Annotated in this window: 8 protein-coding genes and 1 pseudogene; 7 read left to right on the top strand and 2 right to left on the bottom strand. The window is 68.1% G+C overall.

The genetic code is table 11. The features are described from left to right. Nucleotides 1-218: 218 nt before the first annotated feature. Nucleotides 219-4694: a LamG domain-containing protein gene (locus tag PV342_RS32650; RefSeq protein ID WP_500319827.1), complete on the bottom strand. Its 4476-nt coding sequence runs from the start codon at nucleotides 4692-4694 to the stop codon at nucleotides 219-221. A gap of 1431 nt (nucleotides 4695-6125) precedes the next feature. On the opposite strand from PV342_RS32650, the gene PV342_RS32645 reads away from it, so the two are divergent. From PV342_RS32645 to PV342_RS32630, 4 genes are all read left to right on the top strand, one after another. Next, nucleotides 6126-7217 (top strand): ImmA/IrrE family metallo-endopeptidase, encoded by a 1092-nt coding sequence (locus PV342_RS32645; RefSeq protein ID WP_500319825.1) that lies wholly within the window; start codon nucleotides 6126-6128, stop codon nucleotides 7215-7217. Between the two features lie 424 nt (nucleotides 7218-7641). After that, nucleotides 7642-7986, top strand: coding sequence for a hypothetical protein (locus PV342_RS32640; protein WP_089229411.1), 345 nt, complete (start codon nucleotides 7642-7644; stop codon nucleotides 7984-7986). 600 nt (nucleotides 7987-8586) lie between these two features. Continuing rightward, the gene (locus PV342_RS32635) at nucleotides 8587-9606 is read left to right on the top strand and encodes a Mu transposase C-terminal domain-containing protein (protein ID WP_500319823.1); all 1020 of its coding nucleotides are present in this window, start codon (nucleotides 8587-8589) and stop codon (nucleotides 9604-9606) included. Between the two features lie 82 nt (nucleotides 9607-9688). Then, on the top strand, nucleotides 9689-10735 hold the full coding sequence (locus PV342_RS32630; RefSeq protein ID WP_500319821.1) for an ATP-binding protein: 1047 nt from the start codon (nucleotides 9689-9691) through the stop codon (nucleotides 10733-10735). 72 nt (nucleotides 10736-10807) lie between these two features. Here PV342_RS32630 and PV342_RS32625 read toward each other — a convergent pair whose 3' ends face one another. Continuing rightward, nucleotides 10808-13309 carry a helicase associated domain-containing protein gene (locus PV342_RS32625; protein ID WP_500319819.1) on the bottom strand — a complete coding sequence of 834 codons (2502 nt, stop codon included), beginning with the start codon at nucleotides 13307-13309 and terminating at the stop codon, nucleotides 10808-10810. Between the two features lie 192 nt (nucleotides 13310-13501). On the opposite strand from PV342_RS32625, the gene PV342_RS32620 reads away from it, so the two are divergent. From PV342_RS32620 to PV342_RS32610, 3 genes and pseudogenes are all read left to right on the top strand, one after another. Next, nucleotides 13502-14635, top strand: a complete 1134-nt coding sequence (locus tag PV342_RS32620; RefSeq protein ID WP_500319818.1) for a hypothetical protein — start codon at nucleotides 13502-13504, stop codon at nucleotides 14633-14635. Between the two features lie 110 nt (nucleotides 14636-14745). Then, nucleotides 14746-14835, top strand: a pseudogene (locus PV342_RS32615) (succinate dehydrogenase/fumarate reductase iron-sulfur subunit); the annotation flags it as partial. Nucleotides 14836-14906: 71 nt separating this feature from the next. After that, a complete protein-coding gene (locus tag PV342_RS32610) occupies nucleotides 14907-16586 on the top strand; it encodes a serine/threonine-protein kinase (RefSeq protein ID WP_500319816.1) in 1680 nt (559 codons plus the stop codon). The last annotated feature ends 452 nt before the right edge of the window (nucleotides 16587-17038 follow it).

Raw genomic sequence — 17038 nt, 5'->3', positions numbered from 1 at the left:
GGTATGCGCATGACTGGAAACGCTTCTTTCTGCTGGCAAAAGCGGCTGACGTCGCAGCTCGCTGTCGATGAGCGGGCCGGCTCTCCACCCCCACAGCTCGCGACCGGCGGTAGGGGCGCGGCCAGGGCTGGGACGGAGGACCGTGGGGCCGGGGTGCGGGGCCCGGACAGTTGGCGTGTCCGGCCCCCGCACCCGTGCGGTCTCGTGTCGGTCAGGCGTCAGGCGTCAGGCGTGGGCAGCTCGGCGCTGAAGTCGGCGAGCTGGATGATCTGCGCTGCGCTCAGCACGCCCTGGTAGGCCCACACATCCTCGATCTGACCGGAGAAGTACTCCGTCCAGACGCTGCCAGTGCGGTTGCGGCCGAACTGCAGGCCACCGGTGGCTTCGAAGGGCTGCTTGGCACTGCCCCAGGAGGTGTAGCCGGTGCAGTCGTCGGGGTTGGTTTCGCTGCAGGCCTGGTTTTCCAGGTTGCCGTTCACGTAGAGCGACAGCTGGTCGGTGAAGGCGTCATAGGTGACGGCCAGGTGGTTCCACCCGATGCGCAGGCTCGCGTCATAGGTGTGGGAGAGCGTGGTCCGCACGGCGGGGTTGCCGTCCTTGTCCTTCGGTCCGTCGCCGTTGGTGACGGCAACGGTCCAGGTGCCGGTGACGATGCCGTCGACGGTGCCCAGGTAGTGCCAGCGCACGGTAACCGCGCTTTCGGCAGTGCCAGCCATGGACAGAACGGTCATGTCCCGGGTGGGCTCTCCGGCGGTCTGCGCCCATCCGGCAAGGCTGAAGCTCTGGCCGGTGTGGAGGCCCACGGAGGCTGTGGCGTAGTCGCTGGTGCCGTTCAGACCGAGCGCACCTGGCGGGTCGGAGGGCAGCAGGGCGTTGACCGGGTCGATGCTCGCCTGGTTGGCGAGCACGGCCGGGTGGTTGGCCTTGGAGCCGTCCGGGGAGGACAACGGCGAGCCGGTGGCGGTGTTGAAGGCCCAGCGGCCGGCGATGACCGGGCTGCGCTGGACCATGGACTGTGCTTCCAGCGGCGTCAGGATCCGGTCGAAGACGTGAATGTCGTCGATCAAGCCGGAGAAGAACTCGTCGCGGACGCCTGCCCGGTAGACGGCGCCGACCTGGAACTCCTTGTGCGGGAAGGCACCGGTGGCGGTGTAGGCGGTTTCGCCGGTGAGTCGGCCGTTGACGTACATCCGGATCTTGCCGGCTGCGGCGTCGTAGACGCCGAGCAGGTGGGTCCACTCATTGGTGGTGGGTCCGGCGCAGAACATGCCGTTGGTGGTGGTGCCAGGCGTGCAGCCGGCGGGCTCGGATGCCTTGATCAAGGTGGCGGTGGAGGTGTCGGCCTGGTAGCGGCCGAACACCCACCGCTTGTCGGAGGCGGAGTAGTACAGCGACAGTTCGTTGTTGTATACGCCGTTCTGGGTCAGGACCATCTTCGCCTTGGTGTCTCCCGCGGCAGGCACGGGGGTCTTGGCCCATGCGGTGACGGAGAAGGAGCGGGTGCCGTCGAGCTGCGGCCGTGAGGTGATGCCGTAGGCGTTGACGCCGTCGAACTTCACCGCCTGGTCGATCACGCCGCCCTGCGACGGGGTGGGGCCGTTGAGGAGCTGCAGTGCGTCGGCCTCGGGGTTGCCGATGGTGGTGAGCAGTCCGCCTTCAGTGAGGGTCTTGAACGGTGCGTCGAAGTCCCACACCGCGCGGGCGGGCAGGCCGCTGGTCAGAGCGGTGTCCTGGGCGACCTTGGCGATGTCGGCCGTGCTCAGGGCGCGGTCCCACACCTTGACGTCGTCCAGCTTGCCGTTCCAGGGGTCGATCTGCGCGCCCTTGTACCAGGAGCTGCCGATCTCGAAGGGCTTCGGGCCGTTCCACAAGGACGGCACCGTCACCGACGGGGCTGCGACTCCGTTGACGTACAGCGTCATGGTCTTGGTGGTGGCGTCGGCGACGCCGAGGAGGTGCGTCCACTGGCCCGTGGTGACCGGCGCAGTGGAGGCGGATGGGTAGCGGACCCAGCCGGTGGCCACGTCGGCGTTGTAGGTGGAGAACTCCCACTTGCCGCCGCGGATGCCGAGGAAGAACGCCGACATGTAGCGGCCGTTCTGGCTGACCGCGGCCTGGGTGGAGGTGGCGGCGTTGGCGGTGTTCACCCACGCGGAGACGGTGTAGCTGGCCGACGTGTCGAGGATGGCCCGCTCGGTGGCGGCGTAGCTGGGCAGGGCGCCGTCGGTAGTCAGTGCGGACCCGCGGTGTCCGGCGGTGCTCTGAGCCGCCGCTCCGGAAAGCTCGGCGGGGAGGTCGCCGCCGCGGCCGGTCATGGTGGTGTCGGACTGGTCCATGCTCCATCCGGCCCGGGCCGACTGACCTTCGAGCACGTTGAAGTAATAGGGCTCGGGCTCTGATTCTTTGCCAGCGCCGTCGACCGCCGTGACGGTCAGCCATCGCGGGCCGGACCGATCGGGCATGATCTGGACGGCCTTCAGGTCACCGTTTGTGGTGGCGACGTCATGGATGACGGTGGGGGCGGTGTCGATGGACCAGCGGTACTTGACCACGTCGGTGGCCGCCGAGTCGAAGGTGAACGTGCCGTATCGGCCCACCCCGTCGGTCCACGGCAGGTTGTCGCTGTGGGTCATTTCGCCGACGTAGTCGTTCGAGCGGATCCGCGGGCCGTCCGGGACAGTGGTGTCGACGTTGAAGTAGCAGTCGGTGGGCGCGTCACCGGTGGAGCTCCACGGGCCCCACTCGCCGCCGTCCCAGGCACGCACCTCCCAGCCGACGGTCTTGTTGAGCGGGATCGCAGTCGGCAGGGGGTAGGAGAACGACGAGCCGGACGCCTTGAACGTGCTGGACGCCGGAGCCGTGGCTTCGGCGCCGGTGGACCACCAGCGGCGCTTGAACCCGGTGCCGTCGTCCCACGCCGCGGCGAACTGTGCACCGATCTTCTCCCCGGAGTCGGGGTCGGTGAGCGTCGCAGTGACCTGGGGCAGCTTGTTGATGGGGACCGGAGACGTCGAGCAGACCGAGCCGGGCGCCATGGACAGGGCGGTCATGGGAGCCTGCCGAGGCGGCAGGTTGTAGCGCACGGTCAGCGACGCGTCGTCGGAGAACCGCTTCCAGCCGTAGGCGTCCGTCTCATCGCCAGCCCGAAGACCGAAGGTCATCGACGAGGCGCCGCTGGTCGCGGCGGACTGAACCTGGTCCTTGACCGCGCCGGAGGTGCCGCCGAACTCCAGGTCCGCCGCCGGGCACGAGCCGGAGTATCCGTAGGCGGCCGAGACGGTCTGCAGGTCCTTGATCCAGAAACCGGAGACCTTCTGGGCGTCCCAGTCGGTGGACTTGCTGATGCCCTTGGTCGTCCACAGATGCACAGGCCGGGCCGAGCAGGAGTACGAGTGCGTCTCGTGGACGCTGAACTGCGCGGACAGCACATGCTTGCCGGAGAACTTGCTGACCGGGATCTGGTAGAAGACCCGCTTGACGTCGCCAGGCGCGCAACCGGTGTCGACGTCGGCGCAGTAGCCGGTGCCGAACGTACTGACGTAGTCACCGTTGTAGGAGAAGTGCCAGTAGGGCTGGGAGGGGTAGGCCTTGGAAACCCCCGCCCAGTTGGTGGTCACTGGGGTTTCCCAGGTCGGGTCGATCATCACCGGGTAGACCGTGTGGTCACCGGTCAGGATGTCCGCGTCAGCAATCAGCGTCATCGACTTCTGGTCCGTTGCGACCGACACATCCAGCGGGGCCGAGTGATCGCCGCCGTCCAGGCCGCTGCCCGGCTCCTCTCCGCCACCCTCATCACTGGCCCCATCATCACTGGCAGCCTCATCGCTAGCGACCTCGTCATCCGCGCCAGCTGCCGCACGCAGGGATGACCGCTCCGTGGCCTCCCCGGCGAGCGGCTCTGTGGCCGGGGCCCCGGGACCGAAGTCCGCGGCATCGGTCGAGTCGTACATCATCGGCTTCGGCGCGGTGAATACCGTCCCGCCGGCCGCCTCGTCCACGGCGGCCAAGGAGCCGTCCGAGCGCTCGGTGACCTTCAGGCCGTCACCGTCCATCCCCAGGCGCAGCGTGGCAAGCGCGGGGTTGTGGGCGGCCTCGGCCGTCTTGACCACCAGCACCTGAGAGAAACCGGTATCGGTGGCGGTCAGGCGCAGGTCCACGTCCGGAAGCACCGAGTGGTACTCGGCGGTGTCGCCGTCCAGAACCGGCTTGGGCAGATCCGTGGGCCAGGTCAGCCGCAGCGTCTTCCCCGCCTTGGACATGGTGACCATCGCCCGGTCACCACCGCCGGAGAACCGCACGTCCGCCAGCGAGGCCTCAGGTGCGAGCGCTCCGCCTGCGACGGTGCGCAGGCTGGTGTCGATCGCCGTCCACGCGCCGTCCTTGAGCGTGCGCACCGGGCGGGTGTGCTCGGTAGCCACCAAGGTGCCGTCCGGGTGGGCGCTGACCTCGCTGGTCTCCGTCCGCAGGCTCGGGACGTCGACCGCCTTGTCGGTCTTCTTTGCCTTGGCCAGAGCCAGCGACTCGGGGGTGTCGCCTTGGTCGGGCTGCGACGGCGGCTGCTTGGCAGGCTCCTGGGCAGAGGCGGCGGCCGCAGCGGGCGTGAAACCGGCCGCTGGAAGGCCGGCCAACAGCGCGCCGACGGCAACAGCCACAGCGAAACGACGGCGCTTGGGCCGCGGTCGTGTCGTAGACACGGATGGTTCTCCTGGGGGGATGAATGCGCCGCCGCCACTCGGCGACCTCGCGCATGGGCGCCCCGCTACAGCCCACCGTTCACGCGAGTATGCGTGCACTCAGCGAGCAGCGGCCGGGGCAACCGGTATAGCCAGTCCTGCACGGGACCGGCAGGGGCGTCAGGGAGCAGGAAGCGATCAGGCGGAGGCAGCCACAAAACCGCGCGACGGCGGAACCACACCGACCGCCCCGCGGCCGCCGGGGACTCCCCCGACATGTCGCACGGCAGCGCCGAGCAGCCCACGAAGGTCGCCCAGGGGCCAAAAAAGCATCACGCCTCCTTCAAGAAATCTCCATGAGAGATCAAGGAGGAGATCTTCACCCGATCCGGAACCACACATTCCGCCGGGCCCATCGAAGCGACAGCACCCACCCACCAGCAGACGCCGATCAGTGCCGATTTGACCACATCAGAGCACCCACAAACCCACCCGCCACAGACGCCTCACAGGCAACCGGCAGTCAACAGGAGCCCAAATAAGACATGAGCAAACATTTACATTTGACACGCCACAATCAAGTTATCCGGTCAATGCATACCGATCGAAACGACCTTAATCGGCGTCAGTTACTCATAAAATTACAAAGTCGCTTACGAGAGATTTGAGCACTGTGTTAGCCTTCACGGCTAATGAGAGCAATGGGGTTACCAGAGGGCCTTAGGGCCCCATGCGTCATCCCACAAGCGATACGCACGTCACGATGCGGCGATGCCAGCGAGCAGCCGGCATCGGCCCGCTCGTCGATCGGAGAGAGCACTCAGCAAATCCACACCTGAGGCCAAGATCGTCTGGGCTTCCCAAGCAACTTCACCGGAAACCAGCCGGGGAGATGGCGGTGATCAACCGCTGCCGTACAGCCGGCGCAGGCTGACTACGTGGATCCTGTCGAGCTCGCTACCAAGGACTGTGACCTTGTGAATCTGCCTGTCAGCGGTGGCTGCGAGGACAAGGCTGGACGCGCAACGTGCATTCATCCTTCTGGGGGATCAGGTCGATGTCGCCCTGTGCGCTGCGGAGATCGTCGACAGGCTGTCTGCAGTGGCGTACGCCCTGGTCCTGCTCCTAATTCCCTGGGCTGCGGCTCATGAGTTCCTGGGCTGGAACGCTCTCAGGCTTATCTGCGGTGCAGCAAGTGAGGGAGGAGCTGGGATTGTTGATCGAAGGGCGGCCGGAGGGACGTGCTGGCGGTGGCGGCGGAGGTGATGCACAGCCAAGACTGCCTGAGAGCGGGTTCGAGCAGATTCGGCGCGCAGTACGACGTCAGAACGTGGCGGAGGCGTGCTGGGGGCGTCGATTTTGCCTTGCCCGCACGGGAGACCGGCGGCAGTTCCCCGGACCGGCATGCCCGCCTCATGCGGTTACTGGCCGGCCAGGGGTAAGGGAGGCGCGATGAGGCAGGATTTCTCCGCGATGGCGCCGGGGCAGGCGCAGGCGATACTGGCCGTAGTGGAGCGCGATCACCCGGGCCGACTCGATGCCTTGCGGACGAATACTTTGGTAGAGCTGCGCACATGGAGGGCGGAGATCCAGCTATGGATGCATCCTCCGCACAGCGGCTGGGGACCTTGCTCGGTGGACGGCGAGTACAACAACGAGACCATGCCGCCCTCCCTGCACGTCGGTGGGGCGTCGCCGCGCGAGCAAGCATTCGCCGCCCTGCACGAACTGGGTCACCATCTGCAGCAGTCCGACTCCGGTCTGAGGGCTCCCCTGTCCGACTGGAGTTGGAACGAGTCCAAAGCCCTCTCCGGTCTGGGGGCTCGCCTGTCCGACTGGAGTTGGAACGAGTCCAAAGCCCTGGAGGAAGAGGCGTGCGATGCCTTCGCCGCCCGTGTCCTGCTCCCCGAGCCTCATCTTCCCGACGCTCTGCGGAAGGCGGGGCCGACGGCTGCCGACGTAGTCGCACTGCTTAGCAGCTCGCATGCCTCGCGGGAGGCCTGTTGTGTGCGCGCCTCGGAGTTCTTCCTCCGCAGCGGCCTCGTGGTGCTTCTCGACGCGGAAGGCAGAGTTGTCTTCGCGGCCCGCCACGGCATGATGCCGCCCCAGCGCGGTTCCGACCAAGCGGCCACCCCGCTGATCCGTGCCGCGTTGAGGAGCCGAGGCAGCGCCCAGGTGGACCGGACCCACCTCGTCCTTTGCGACGGGCATCCCAGTGAGGATCTGTACGGTCAGGCCGCGTGGCTGGACGAGAATTACCTGGTGGCGGTGCTCGGTGTCGATCAGGTGGCCTGGCGCCGGTTCAATCCGCCCGGCAGCAGTACGAGCCGATTCCTCTCAGGGAGGCTCTGCGAGACCTGCGGCGAGGAGCTCTCGGTGTCGGAGACCTGCGAGATGTGCTGGCAACCGAAATTTCCGCATGGGCAATGCGGCTGCGCTGCCGCCTGGCCTGCCGCGTATCGGTGGTGCCCCTTCTGCATCCAGAGGAAGTTCACGGCGCAGTTCCCGAAGCCGGGTCTAACTGCCTGCCGGGACTGCGATTAGCGGCTCCGCAGCCCGCCCTCACCAGTTGCTTGCCGAGGGCCCGGATGATTCGCACGGTGCGACGTGAAGCATCGGTGGACGGCACCGGTGGCGTCCCGCCGCCGGCCCGCGGGGGCTGGCTGTGCCTGGAGCACGGCCGCCCAGGGCACTGCGTGGCGGCTTCGCCCTGGCCGTCTACATCCTCAACCCTGATCTGCCCGAGCAGACAATGACCATCGCCTTTGGGCTCGGGCGACCGGACACACCTACGTCTTCTTCAACGGCTCATGGCAGTCCCCCACCAGTACAGTGACAGCCCCTTGTGTATGTGGTCTTCGGGTGATCCCCCCCAAACAGCGTTGGAACCGGCGGCGCGACGGGCCAGCCGCACTCCACGGGTTATGAGGCCCTGTCCGGCGGATCACGGCGTCGTAGTCTGCAGCACATGCACAGCACATTGACCGAGCACGCCCGGTGTCTTTACGGAGACGAATACCGTCCGACACCGGCATGCGGTCAGGAGCACCGCGAGCGCTACTTCGTCGAGGAACTGACCTTCGCTGATGCGGACGCGATCCTCTCGATGCTTCGGGAGCTCAGCCCGAACCTGGTCGACGGCCAGCTCCCGGTCTGGATCCGCAACCTCGCCTATCGGCTCGTGCTCCTGCAGAGGCCGGACGAGCCTGCGCTTCTGCGGGAGGCCGCGCAGAACCTGTGGCTGCACGGCCCGGATTGGGACGACATCGCGGCGCAACTCGAGCGGCGGGCCGAAGAGCTGGAAGCCCGCTGACGGAACTGGCGGAGGTCACCTTCGGTCATAGGCGGATCGAGGTCACGGTGAAGACGTAGCGTCCGCTGCCCCTTGCCGGGGGGCTTTGACGGATACCGCCGGACTGCGGGCCGACCCTTCGCGGGAGCCGGTGTTTTCAACGGCGCTTGCAGGGTCCCCTGTCCAGACTGCCGTCACGTCGCGACGAAGCCCAGAACGGCGCTGGCGTCGTGATCACCTCGGCTTCGCCCGCTTGGCGCGGTCGTCACAGCGCCTCGGCTGGGCGTCCACGGCACGTTCCTTGGCTCAGCGGTTCGTCCAAGGTCGTCCGGAACCTGACGCCGTCACCGTTGCCGCGAACAGGCGTTGTGCTAGGAGGTTCGCAGGGCGTCCTTCGGACGGTGCGGCCCGTCGACAGAAAGAGGGTCTGCATGGCGCGGGAGTTACTGGTCGTGTATCAGGGTCCGAACGGGATCCGGCGTACGCTGCCGGCGGAGCAGATCGCCGGGGTTTCCCTCGCCGAGCTGCGTGAGGTGTGGAAGCCCTCGCGGCATCCGACCCAGCGCAGCATCGTCACCTATTGGTGGGCGGCTGTCGATCAAGTCGATGTTCAGCCAGCACGTGAACACCTACACCGGGAACCGGCCGTACCGGGTCCGCAGGACTGTGGACGGTGAGCAGTTGTGGACGCTGGCCGAACTCGACGACATGCTGCAGCAATGGATCGCGCTGGAGTGGCAGAACAAGCCGCATCCGGAGTTCGACGACCCGTACGACCCATACATGCCGGAGCTGTCGCCGAACCAGATGTACGCGGCGTGCGTCGCGCTCGAGGGCTACCTGCCGATCCCACTGAACCGGGAGGACTATCTGCGGCTGCTGCCGACGGCGTGGGTGGGCGTGAGCGAGCAGGGCATCCGGTTCAAGAACCGCACCTATGACCACCCCGCTCGCGACCCGAAGGAGGGACTGAACCCCTACCGGCGGGTGCCTTCGGGGTTGCAGGGCAAGAAGCACAACGGCTGGGAGCTGCGGTACTCCCCCAACGACCTGTCCCGGGTGTGGCTGCGGGACCACCGCACCAACATCTGGGTGGAGGCGGTGTGGGTGCACCAGCACGTGATCGGAGCTCCGTTCACGCAATTCCTTTGGGACATCGCTGCATCACAGCACCTCGAGCGGGGCGGCGAACTCAAAGACGATGAGACGATCGCGCAGGTACTGGCGGAACTGCTGGACCGCGCTTCCCGCGGCCCGGACCGGTCCGGGACGGTGACCGTGCCCGACGGATACGCCCCACTGCCGGCACCCGGTCCCGCCCACGAGTTCGACCCCTATGCCGGGCACGACATGGCGGACCTCTTGGCCGCCGCCCACGCCGCGTCGCCTGCGGACGACCCGCTGGCGCTGGACGATCTCGGCTTGTACTCCCCCGGCCCTGCAACCGGTGACGCCGGCATCGACTGGTCGCAGCCGCCGCAGCCACCGGACCCTGCCTGGGCTGCCTTGGAGCGGGAGCAGGACTCGACCGGGCCGGCAGATCCACCCGTCGCTGCCCGAGGTGATGACTTCGATGCCCGTTACCAGCGGACTCTGACGGAGTTTGCCCAGCGGCAGCGCGACGACGACGCCGAGTCGTGAGCACCGGCGCGACATCGGCTTGCTGCAGCCGGCTCACGAGCCGCAGCAGACAACGACACAGGTTTTGAGGGAGCACACGCAGATGGCGGAACTGACCCGCGAGGAATGGCTGGCGCTCAGCAACCCGACGGTGCCGGAGAAGATGCTCCTGGCACCGCCGGTCCCGATGTGGCCTCAAGACTGCCATGCCTGGCGCGCTCGGGCCGACAGGCTCGATGAAGTCCCGGAGCTCGCGGACTGCGCCCCGATAGGCACTAAGGTCACCGACAACGATCGGCGGCTGCTGTACTCCGCGCACATGCGGACTGTGCGCACGCCTGCGATCCGCAAAGGGATCCCGGTGACGGCCGAGCCGATCAAAGCGAACCGGCAGCGGATCGGAGGAAAGATCGCGATCGTAATCGAAGGACCGCGCGGCACGGGGAAGTCGACGCTCCTGGACGCGATCGCCGTGTACTGGCATCGGCGGCTGAGTCGGCTGTACGGGCCGGACGAGAACCGGATTCCGGTCGTAGCGTTGACCGTACCGCCACCGGGCCGCGGGAACGTACGCAACTGGGCCGGCGCGTTCGCCCGCTTTCTCGGGCAGGAACGCGAGGGCGGCGACCCGACGGCTTCGGTGATCCGTACGATGCGCAACGCCCGCACCCTGCTGGTCGTCGTCGACTCCATCGAGCGGCTCCGCACCCGCACCGAAATCGAGCAGGCGTTCCAGTACCTGGATGTCATCAGCGAGGAGACCGGTGCGACGTTCATCTACTGCGGCCGCAACGCGCACCCGATCGTCGACCCGCAGACCCGCGACAACGACACCCCACTCGAGCAGGACGAGACGCCGTGGGGCGACAGCGTGGTCCTGCGCACCAGCCGGATCGGCTACAGCGACGAGGAGATGGCATCCTTCGTTTCCATCGTCGACCTGTTCGACGCAGATCTGCGGCTGTTCCGGCACGAGCGCGGTGACCTGACCGCGCTGGCCCCGTACCTGCACAGGCGCAGCCGCGGCTATATGCGCACGCTGTCCCACCTGATCTGCCAGGCGGCACAAGGAGCGATCCTGAGCGGGGAGGAGCGCATCACCGAGGAGCTGCTGAAGAAGGTGTCGCTCGGGCAAACAGTGCAGTTGTGAACCGTACGGGTCTGTGCCCAGCTGTCTGGTCACGTCCCCCTTCCGTCGGGCTTCCCGGCGCGGGGGGTGCGGCTATGCCGCAGGCGCAGGCCCCTTCGGCTTGCCCTCCTTCAGCTTCTTCTGCATCTTTTCCCACCGCCGGCGCTGCTCGGCGTTGAGGATATGGGGGGTGGAACGGAAGAGCCCGATCCACCAGCCCAGCGGGTTCACTCTGTCGGCAATGGCCGACCTCCGGCACTCGTAGTGCCTTTGCGGCACGTCCAGATGGCCTTCTCGTTTCAGAAACACTGCGGCGTCTTGGAGGGCGAGGTCGAACTTCGACTCCAGGTCGGAGAGCTCGCTGCTCCGGGAGTCCGCCTCCCTGGCCTGTGGCACCACAGCGAGGGAGGGCTTGCTGTAGGCGGGTTCCGGATCGTCGGTTCGCGTCGCGACGGCAAGGGCGTGCTTGGTTCCGCCGTATTCGCGGCCGTCTGGCCGCGGATGGATCCCGATGGCACGCAGCAGGTCCCGCTGCTCTCGGTGGTGCAGTCGGAAGAAGTCACGCTGCTGGCGGCTGACCCACTCGTCGATGGTGCCGTCGCCGCGCTGGTATGGAACGTTTGAGGTGCGGTGCCATGGTTCAGGGCCGGGTGACAAGAGCTTGGCGCGCAGGTACTTGCGGTGCCATTCCCGGGGCCAGGGCGGGTTCCAGTGTGGATCGATCGCTTCCAATGCCTGCTGGCGCTCGGCGGGCAGCCGGCCGGCAGTCGCCTTTTGCCGCTGGGCGGCGAGCCAGGCGCCCAGCTTGTGGCCGCCGACCTCTTCACTGCCGGGGACTAGGAGGTGGCCGTTGTCTTCCGCCCAGGCCCGGGCGCGTTCGAGTATCGACGCGGGCGCGGACCTGCGGGCGGCCCACCGCATTCCGAGCGCGTCCAACGCCTGGTATTGCTCGGGCGGGAGGCGGTTCAGGGCGTGCCGCAGGCGAAGGTTGCTCAAGCACAGGCCGAGCGAGAAGCCATCGTCGTCGACATAGGGAGCGGGGACATCCAGGTGTCCGAAGCGCTGGTGGTAGGCGCTGGCCGAGGCGAGTGCCTGCTCCCAGGTGCCGATGGCGGGCACAGCGATCTCCAGGCCCAGAACTTGTGCCAGTTGGGCTGCTCGCTCCGGGTGGGCGTAGAAGCTGGGCTGTACCTGCAGGCGGCCTCCGCGGGGCCGTGTGATGGGCAGAGCGATGCGGTCCATGAACGATTCGTCGTGCGCGCGCAGTGCCTGCAGCAAGGTGAACAGGGTCTCGAACGACGAGTTTTTGAACAGGTCCATGGCCTTGGCGCCGCGGCGAGCGTAGACGGGGAAGACGAGGGTGGTTTTCTTTCCGGCGCCCGGGGGCTGCCGAAGCCCGCGGCCGATGGCCTGGATGGCGTCGATGATGCTGTAGCGGGGCTGCACGAAGACCACGGCGTCGACATCAGGCATGTCGACGCCCTCGTTGAGGACGCGGACGTTGGACAGGACCGCGCACGGCCGGTCGGGATCGCCGAAGTCGATCAGTAAGGCATGACGGTCCGCGTTCGGCTGCTTGCTGTGGATGGCCCGCGACCACAGCGCTTCGCGGCGCAGCGGCGCGCCGACTTGCAGAGCGGTCTGCGGCAGCGAACCGGCAAATGCCTCGGCGTCATCGATGCGGTTGTAGAAGACCAGGACTCGGCGCAGCCCGTGTTCCAAGATCGCACGCAAAAGGGCGACCTGGACGGCGCCGTTGCGTAACCCGTCGTGGTGGGCCGTAACGCCGGGTGCGCTGGCTGCCAGGATGGCGTGCAGGTCGGCGTCCTCGTCCTCGACGACCGGTACCACGACCTGGTAGTCGGCCAGGATGCCTCGCTCGATGGCTCGCGGCATACCCAGCTGGTACACGATCGGCCCGAAGATCTCACGGCGTTCCATGGTGGCCAGGGGAATCCGCTCCGTCAAAAGTTCGTCCGTGGCGGCCCGTCTTCTTCCCCAGACCCTGGGGGTGGCGGTCATGTACAGGCGGAGCTTGGCCGGGATCGCGGCATCGTCGTGGACCGTTCCCCATCCGGTGCCGAACGCGGAGCAGGTGCGGTGGGCTTCGTCGACGACGACGAGATCCCACGGCGGTAATCCGAACTGGGCGTGGGCCTCGCGGATGTGGTGGAGTGAACCGTAGGTCGTGAACACGGTGAAGGGGCCAGTGGCTTCGGCCGCGGCTGCGATCTTCTGCGGGCTTCTGGTCATCACCACCTCGTCCGTGGACATGCCGGTGTCGCGTTGAGCCACGGAACACACCCCGAGCGCCGCTCCGTTGCGCCCGGCCTCACGCCACCGCCGGATGGTCTGCACCACCAGGGCTCTGGTCGGCATCACCACCAGGACATTGCCGCGTCGCGCAAGGATGCGCGCCGCTGCGACGGCGACCAGCGTCTTGCCCGTGCCGCACGCGCTGACCAGTGTCATGCGCGACTCACCAGCGGCCGCGGCGGCCTTGATCGCGGCAAGCGCGTCGGCCTGGTGCTCGCGTAGTTTCACCACACCTCCGGAAGATCCGTTGCGGATCGCGCGGGGAATGTACCCGCCCAAAGCGCCACTCTGACGGGCCTATCGGCGACTTTCAGCCAAAGTCACCTCTTGTGGGTAAAGGAGGGCGAACAGCGCGCATGTGCGAGTGGGACGCCGTAAAGAGGTTGGGGGCCTGCGATCCGTTCAGGGGCGGGCTCCCCGTTGCGGCAGCCGCCGGAACTGCATCTCGGCGGTACGGAGAGGAGCCCACCAATGGCGACGACGGCCGGTCGTTCCCGCAGTGATGGCGCGCCTGCGCGCAGGAGCAAGGCCTGGCGGCCAGCACAGCGGCTCGCTCTGTCGGTGCGGTCCATCGGCGGGGAGTCGACCGGCTCCTTCGCGCGGCGACTGGCAGACGCCAACGGCATCCCCGACCAGGAGTTCTGGGCCATGTTCGGAACGCCGGCCCGTAAGGGCGGTGCCCCGAGCGACCCCCGCTACAGCGATGGATACCTGAACGCCGCGGCTCTCGAGCGCCTGGCCGTCATGGCCGGCCGACAGGTCAGGGAATTGCAGTTCGCACTGCCGAACCTGCGCCCCCACCGGCTCCTGCCCGAACAAGCCGATCCGGTCTGGGACTGGCCCTGGGACACGTCCGGCTGCTTCCTGGTGCGGGTATGCGAGGTGTGCGCCCACATCAAGAACACCAGCCTGCTCTCCTACCTCGCCTCTGACACGACCTGGCAGGTGTGCTGGGATCATCGCCGCTGGCTGGACAATCGCCGCGAGCCCGGGACGGACCCCATCACCTTGGACGCCCTGCCCGAGGTCCTCGACGCGCACCAGCAGCGGGTCGTGCTGGAACACAGGTTGGGCGCCGGCGGACGCGCGCTGTTCGCGGACGCCTACGCGATCGTCTCGTGCTGGTGGAACGTCCCCGCACTGAACGCACCCGTATGGGGGAACCGCCAGCGCCTCCTGGCCAGGGCCGGCCGGGACCACCTGCGTGTGGCGCCGCTGGTTTTCTACCCAGAAGCGGTCCAGCTGGCTCAGGCGCTCGCAGCCCGGGAGCGGCAGCGACTGCGACGCACCCTGACCCCCGAAGGCCACTATCGGTGGCTGGACAAGGTGGCTGCGGCCATGGACCGGTGGGGCATCCCGAGCGAACCAGGGCTGGACGCGGTGGAGCACTGGGCCGACCAGCATCCGCCGCTAGGCAAAACCCGGGACCTGCAGGCGGCACGGCCGATGCGCGGCCGGCACCGGCGGCTGCCTCTGCCCGACAACGCCCACGCGCTCAATGCGCCGCTGGGTGAGCGTTCCTGCCTGCCGTGGAAACTGGGTGAGCTTCTCACCAGCGAACTGAACCCGGCATTCGACGGCTGGGCCCTGCACGGCCGGGCATGATGCAGGCGTTACCGCGCACCGGCGCCCACCCGCGAACGCCAGGACTCCGTTGGAGCGGTGTTCGCTCCGACTCGATGGGACCGGTCGATGGACCCGAGTACGCCCGGGGCTGCGCAACGGCCTGCCCGAAGGAGATTCCGCTGCGCTCGATCGCGGCGATGAACAAGGAGTGGCTGCGGGCCCGACTCGGCCGCCGGTAGGGGGATTCCGCCCGCCGCTCTATACTCCCTGTGCTCTACCGGTGGGCCGGGCATGGAGACACGGGGGAAGCATGGCGGAAGCTGCAGAGACGTCGCTGGCGATGGACGTCCTGGCCGTGGTCGGACCCGCGCTGGCGCTGCGAGCAGCAACGCTACCTCTGCTGACGCGTACTCAGCGGGCCGTGCGGAGGCAGGCATCGGCGGACTCGTCCGCGCCGCCTCGGACTGTCCCGGTAGCGGCCGCGGGAGAGCTGGCCCTGGGGGTGGCCGGCGGCATCGGCCTGTGGATCCTGATGAACCTGGACTTCTTCCCCCGGAACTACTTCCTGCTGCACCCCGTCGTCCTGGACGACGGGACCTTCCTGTCGGAGTACTACGGCCTCTCCCTGGCGATGGCGTGGACCCTGTACTTCGTCACCGTCGTCCTGGCAGCGGTGGTCTGGCCGCTCATGTGGTTCCGGACGCAGCGCACCCTGCTGACCACCGGTGTGCCCGCGAGGTCGTGGATCTCGTCACCCGAGGGTCGGTTCCGGCTGGGTGGCCTGGTGGCCCTCCGGGTCGCACTGGGGCTCTTCCTGCCGACGGGTCTGGTGCTGGCGGCCGTCGCGTGCCAGGTCGTCGCGTACGTGGCGAGCCGGAAGTACCAGACCGGGGCCGGGGTTCCGGCGGGTGGCGCTCCGGCCCGCGCCGGGCAGGCCGTCTCCGACGCGCCGACGGTGGGGCCCGGGTCCGCGGCTTCTGCCCCGCACGTCGGACCGCTCGCCCAGCCTCCGCAGCCGGCTCGGCCCGCCTCGTACGTACCGACGCGGCCTGACGCGGTCGTCGGCGCCGTACCGCCCATCGCCCATCAGCAACTCCGTCCAGGCGAGCCGCGGACAATCGGCGGCTACCAGCTGCTCGGCCGCATCGGCGCTGGCGGGATGGGCACGGTCTACCTCGCCCGGCGCGAGGGGGCAGCGACGCAGGTCGCGCTGAAGACCATCAACCCCGAACTCCTTGACAACGCAGATCTGTTGCGCCGATTCCAGCGCGAGTCCGAGGTGCTGTCCATGGTCGCCGGCGTCTACACTGCCCGCGTCCTTGACTCCGGCGTCGACGCCGGACGGCCCTACCTGGTCATGGAGTTGCTGGACGGACAGCCCCTCGACGCACACCTGGAGGAGCAAGGTCCGATCCGCACTCCCGACGCGCTGCGGGCGCTGGCGCTCGCGCTGGCCGTGGCACTGTCCGGAGTCCACCGGCTCGGCCTGGTCCACCGCGACCTCAAGCCCGCCAACATCATGCTGACCACGGCCGGACCGCGCCTGCTTGACTTCGGCATCGCGGATCTGGTCGACGGCACCAGGCTCACCCGCACCGGCGCCGGACCGGGGACCCTGACGTACATGGCGCCGGAACAGTTCGGTGAGGAGCGCGTCGGTCCAGCCGCCGACGTGTGGGCGTGGGCCTGCTGCGTGGTCTGCGCTGCGCACGGCACCAGCCCGTTCGCGGCGACCAGTCCGGGCGCGGTGATCCGCCGGATCGTGGACACCGGCCCCGAGTCGGCCGCGATGGCGGCGGTGCACGCCCTCGCCCCTGAGCTCGCGGCCGCCGTTGAACGGGCACTGATCAACGACCCGGCGGGCCGCCCGGCGGACGGCGCGGCCCTAGTGGACCTGCTCACGTCCCAGGGGAGCCCGCATCACAAGCCGGCGCAGCTGGACGCCGTCCGCGAGGAGATCACCCGGGGCTGGCGCACCCTGACCCTCTGACCGCCGGGCCTCTGACCGCCGGGCCCGCCCGCTGGCGCCCTGCTCAGCTGCCGACCGCGCGCAGGGGGCTCAGGCGTTCCGCAGCGCACGGGCTCCTCGATAATCTCCTTCTGCACTTTGGCCACCAACGGGTTGGGGGAAATACATGCCGAACGCCTCAGGCGGCACCAACGGAAGCGGGAACGGAGGCCCCGCGAGCAATGGGGCAGGTTCCCAGTTACCTGCTCCCCCTGCGTCAGGTGGACCAGGCACACCCGCCGCGGCTCCGCAGCCCACAACGGTTACCTCAACCACGCCCACACCAGGCACGGCACCAACACCAACCAACGCGCCGACAACACCCTCGACATCCGTAGGCGGTTCGGCCGCACCGCCGACCACCGGCACACCGCCCGTCCCTAGCAGTGATCCAAGTTCGCGCTGGCGGCACACACCCAACAACATTGGCCTGC

The sequence above is a fragment of the Streptomyces sp. PA03-3a genome, from assembly GCF_033792735.1.
Classification (GTDB): domain Bacteria; phylum Actinomycetota; class Actinomycetes; order Streptomycetales; family Streptomycetaceae; genus Actinacidiphila.
Note: the sequence above shows the minus strand (reverse complement) of the source record. Positions and strands in the feature narration are given on the sequence as shown.

Excerpts from the sequence above, each read along its gene's own strand:
- PV342_RS32645 (WP_500319825.1), top strand. The coding sequence starts at position 6,126 with ATGAGGCAGGATTTCTCCGCGATGGCGCCGGGGCAGGCGCAGGCGATA.
- PV342_RS32640 (WP_089229411.1), top strand. The coding sequence starts at position 7,642 with ATGCACAGCACATTGACCGAGCACGCCCGGTGTCTTTACGGAGACGAA.
- PV342_RS32630 (WP_500319821.1), top strand. The coding sequence starts at position 9,689 with ATGGCGGAACTGACCCGCGAGGAATGGCTGGCGCTCAGCAACCCGACG.
- PV342_RS32620 (WP_500319818.1), top strand. The coding sequence starts at position 13,502 with ATGGCGACGACGGCCGGTCGTTCCCGCAGTGATGGCGCGCCTGCGCGC.
- PV342_RS32610 (WP_500319816.1), top strand. The coding sequence starts at position 14,907 with ATGGCGGAAGCTGCAGAGACGTCGCTGGCGATGGACGTCCTGGCCGTG.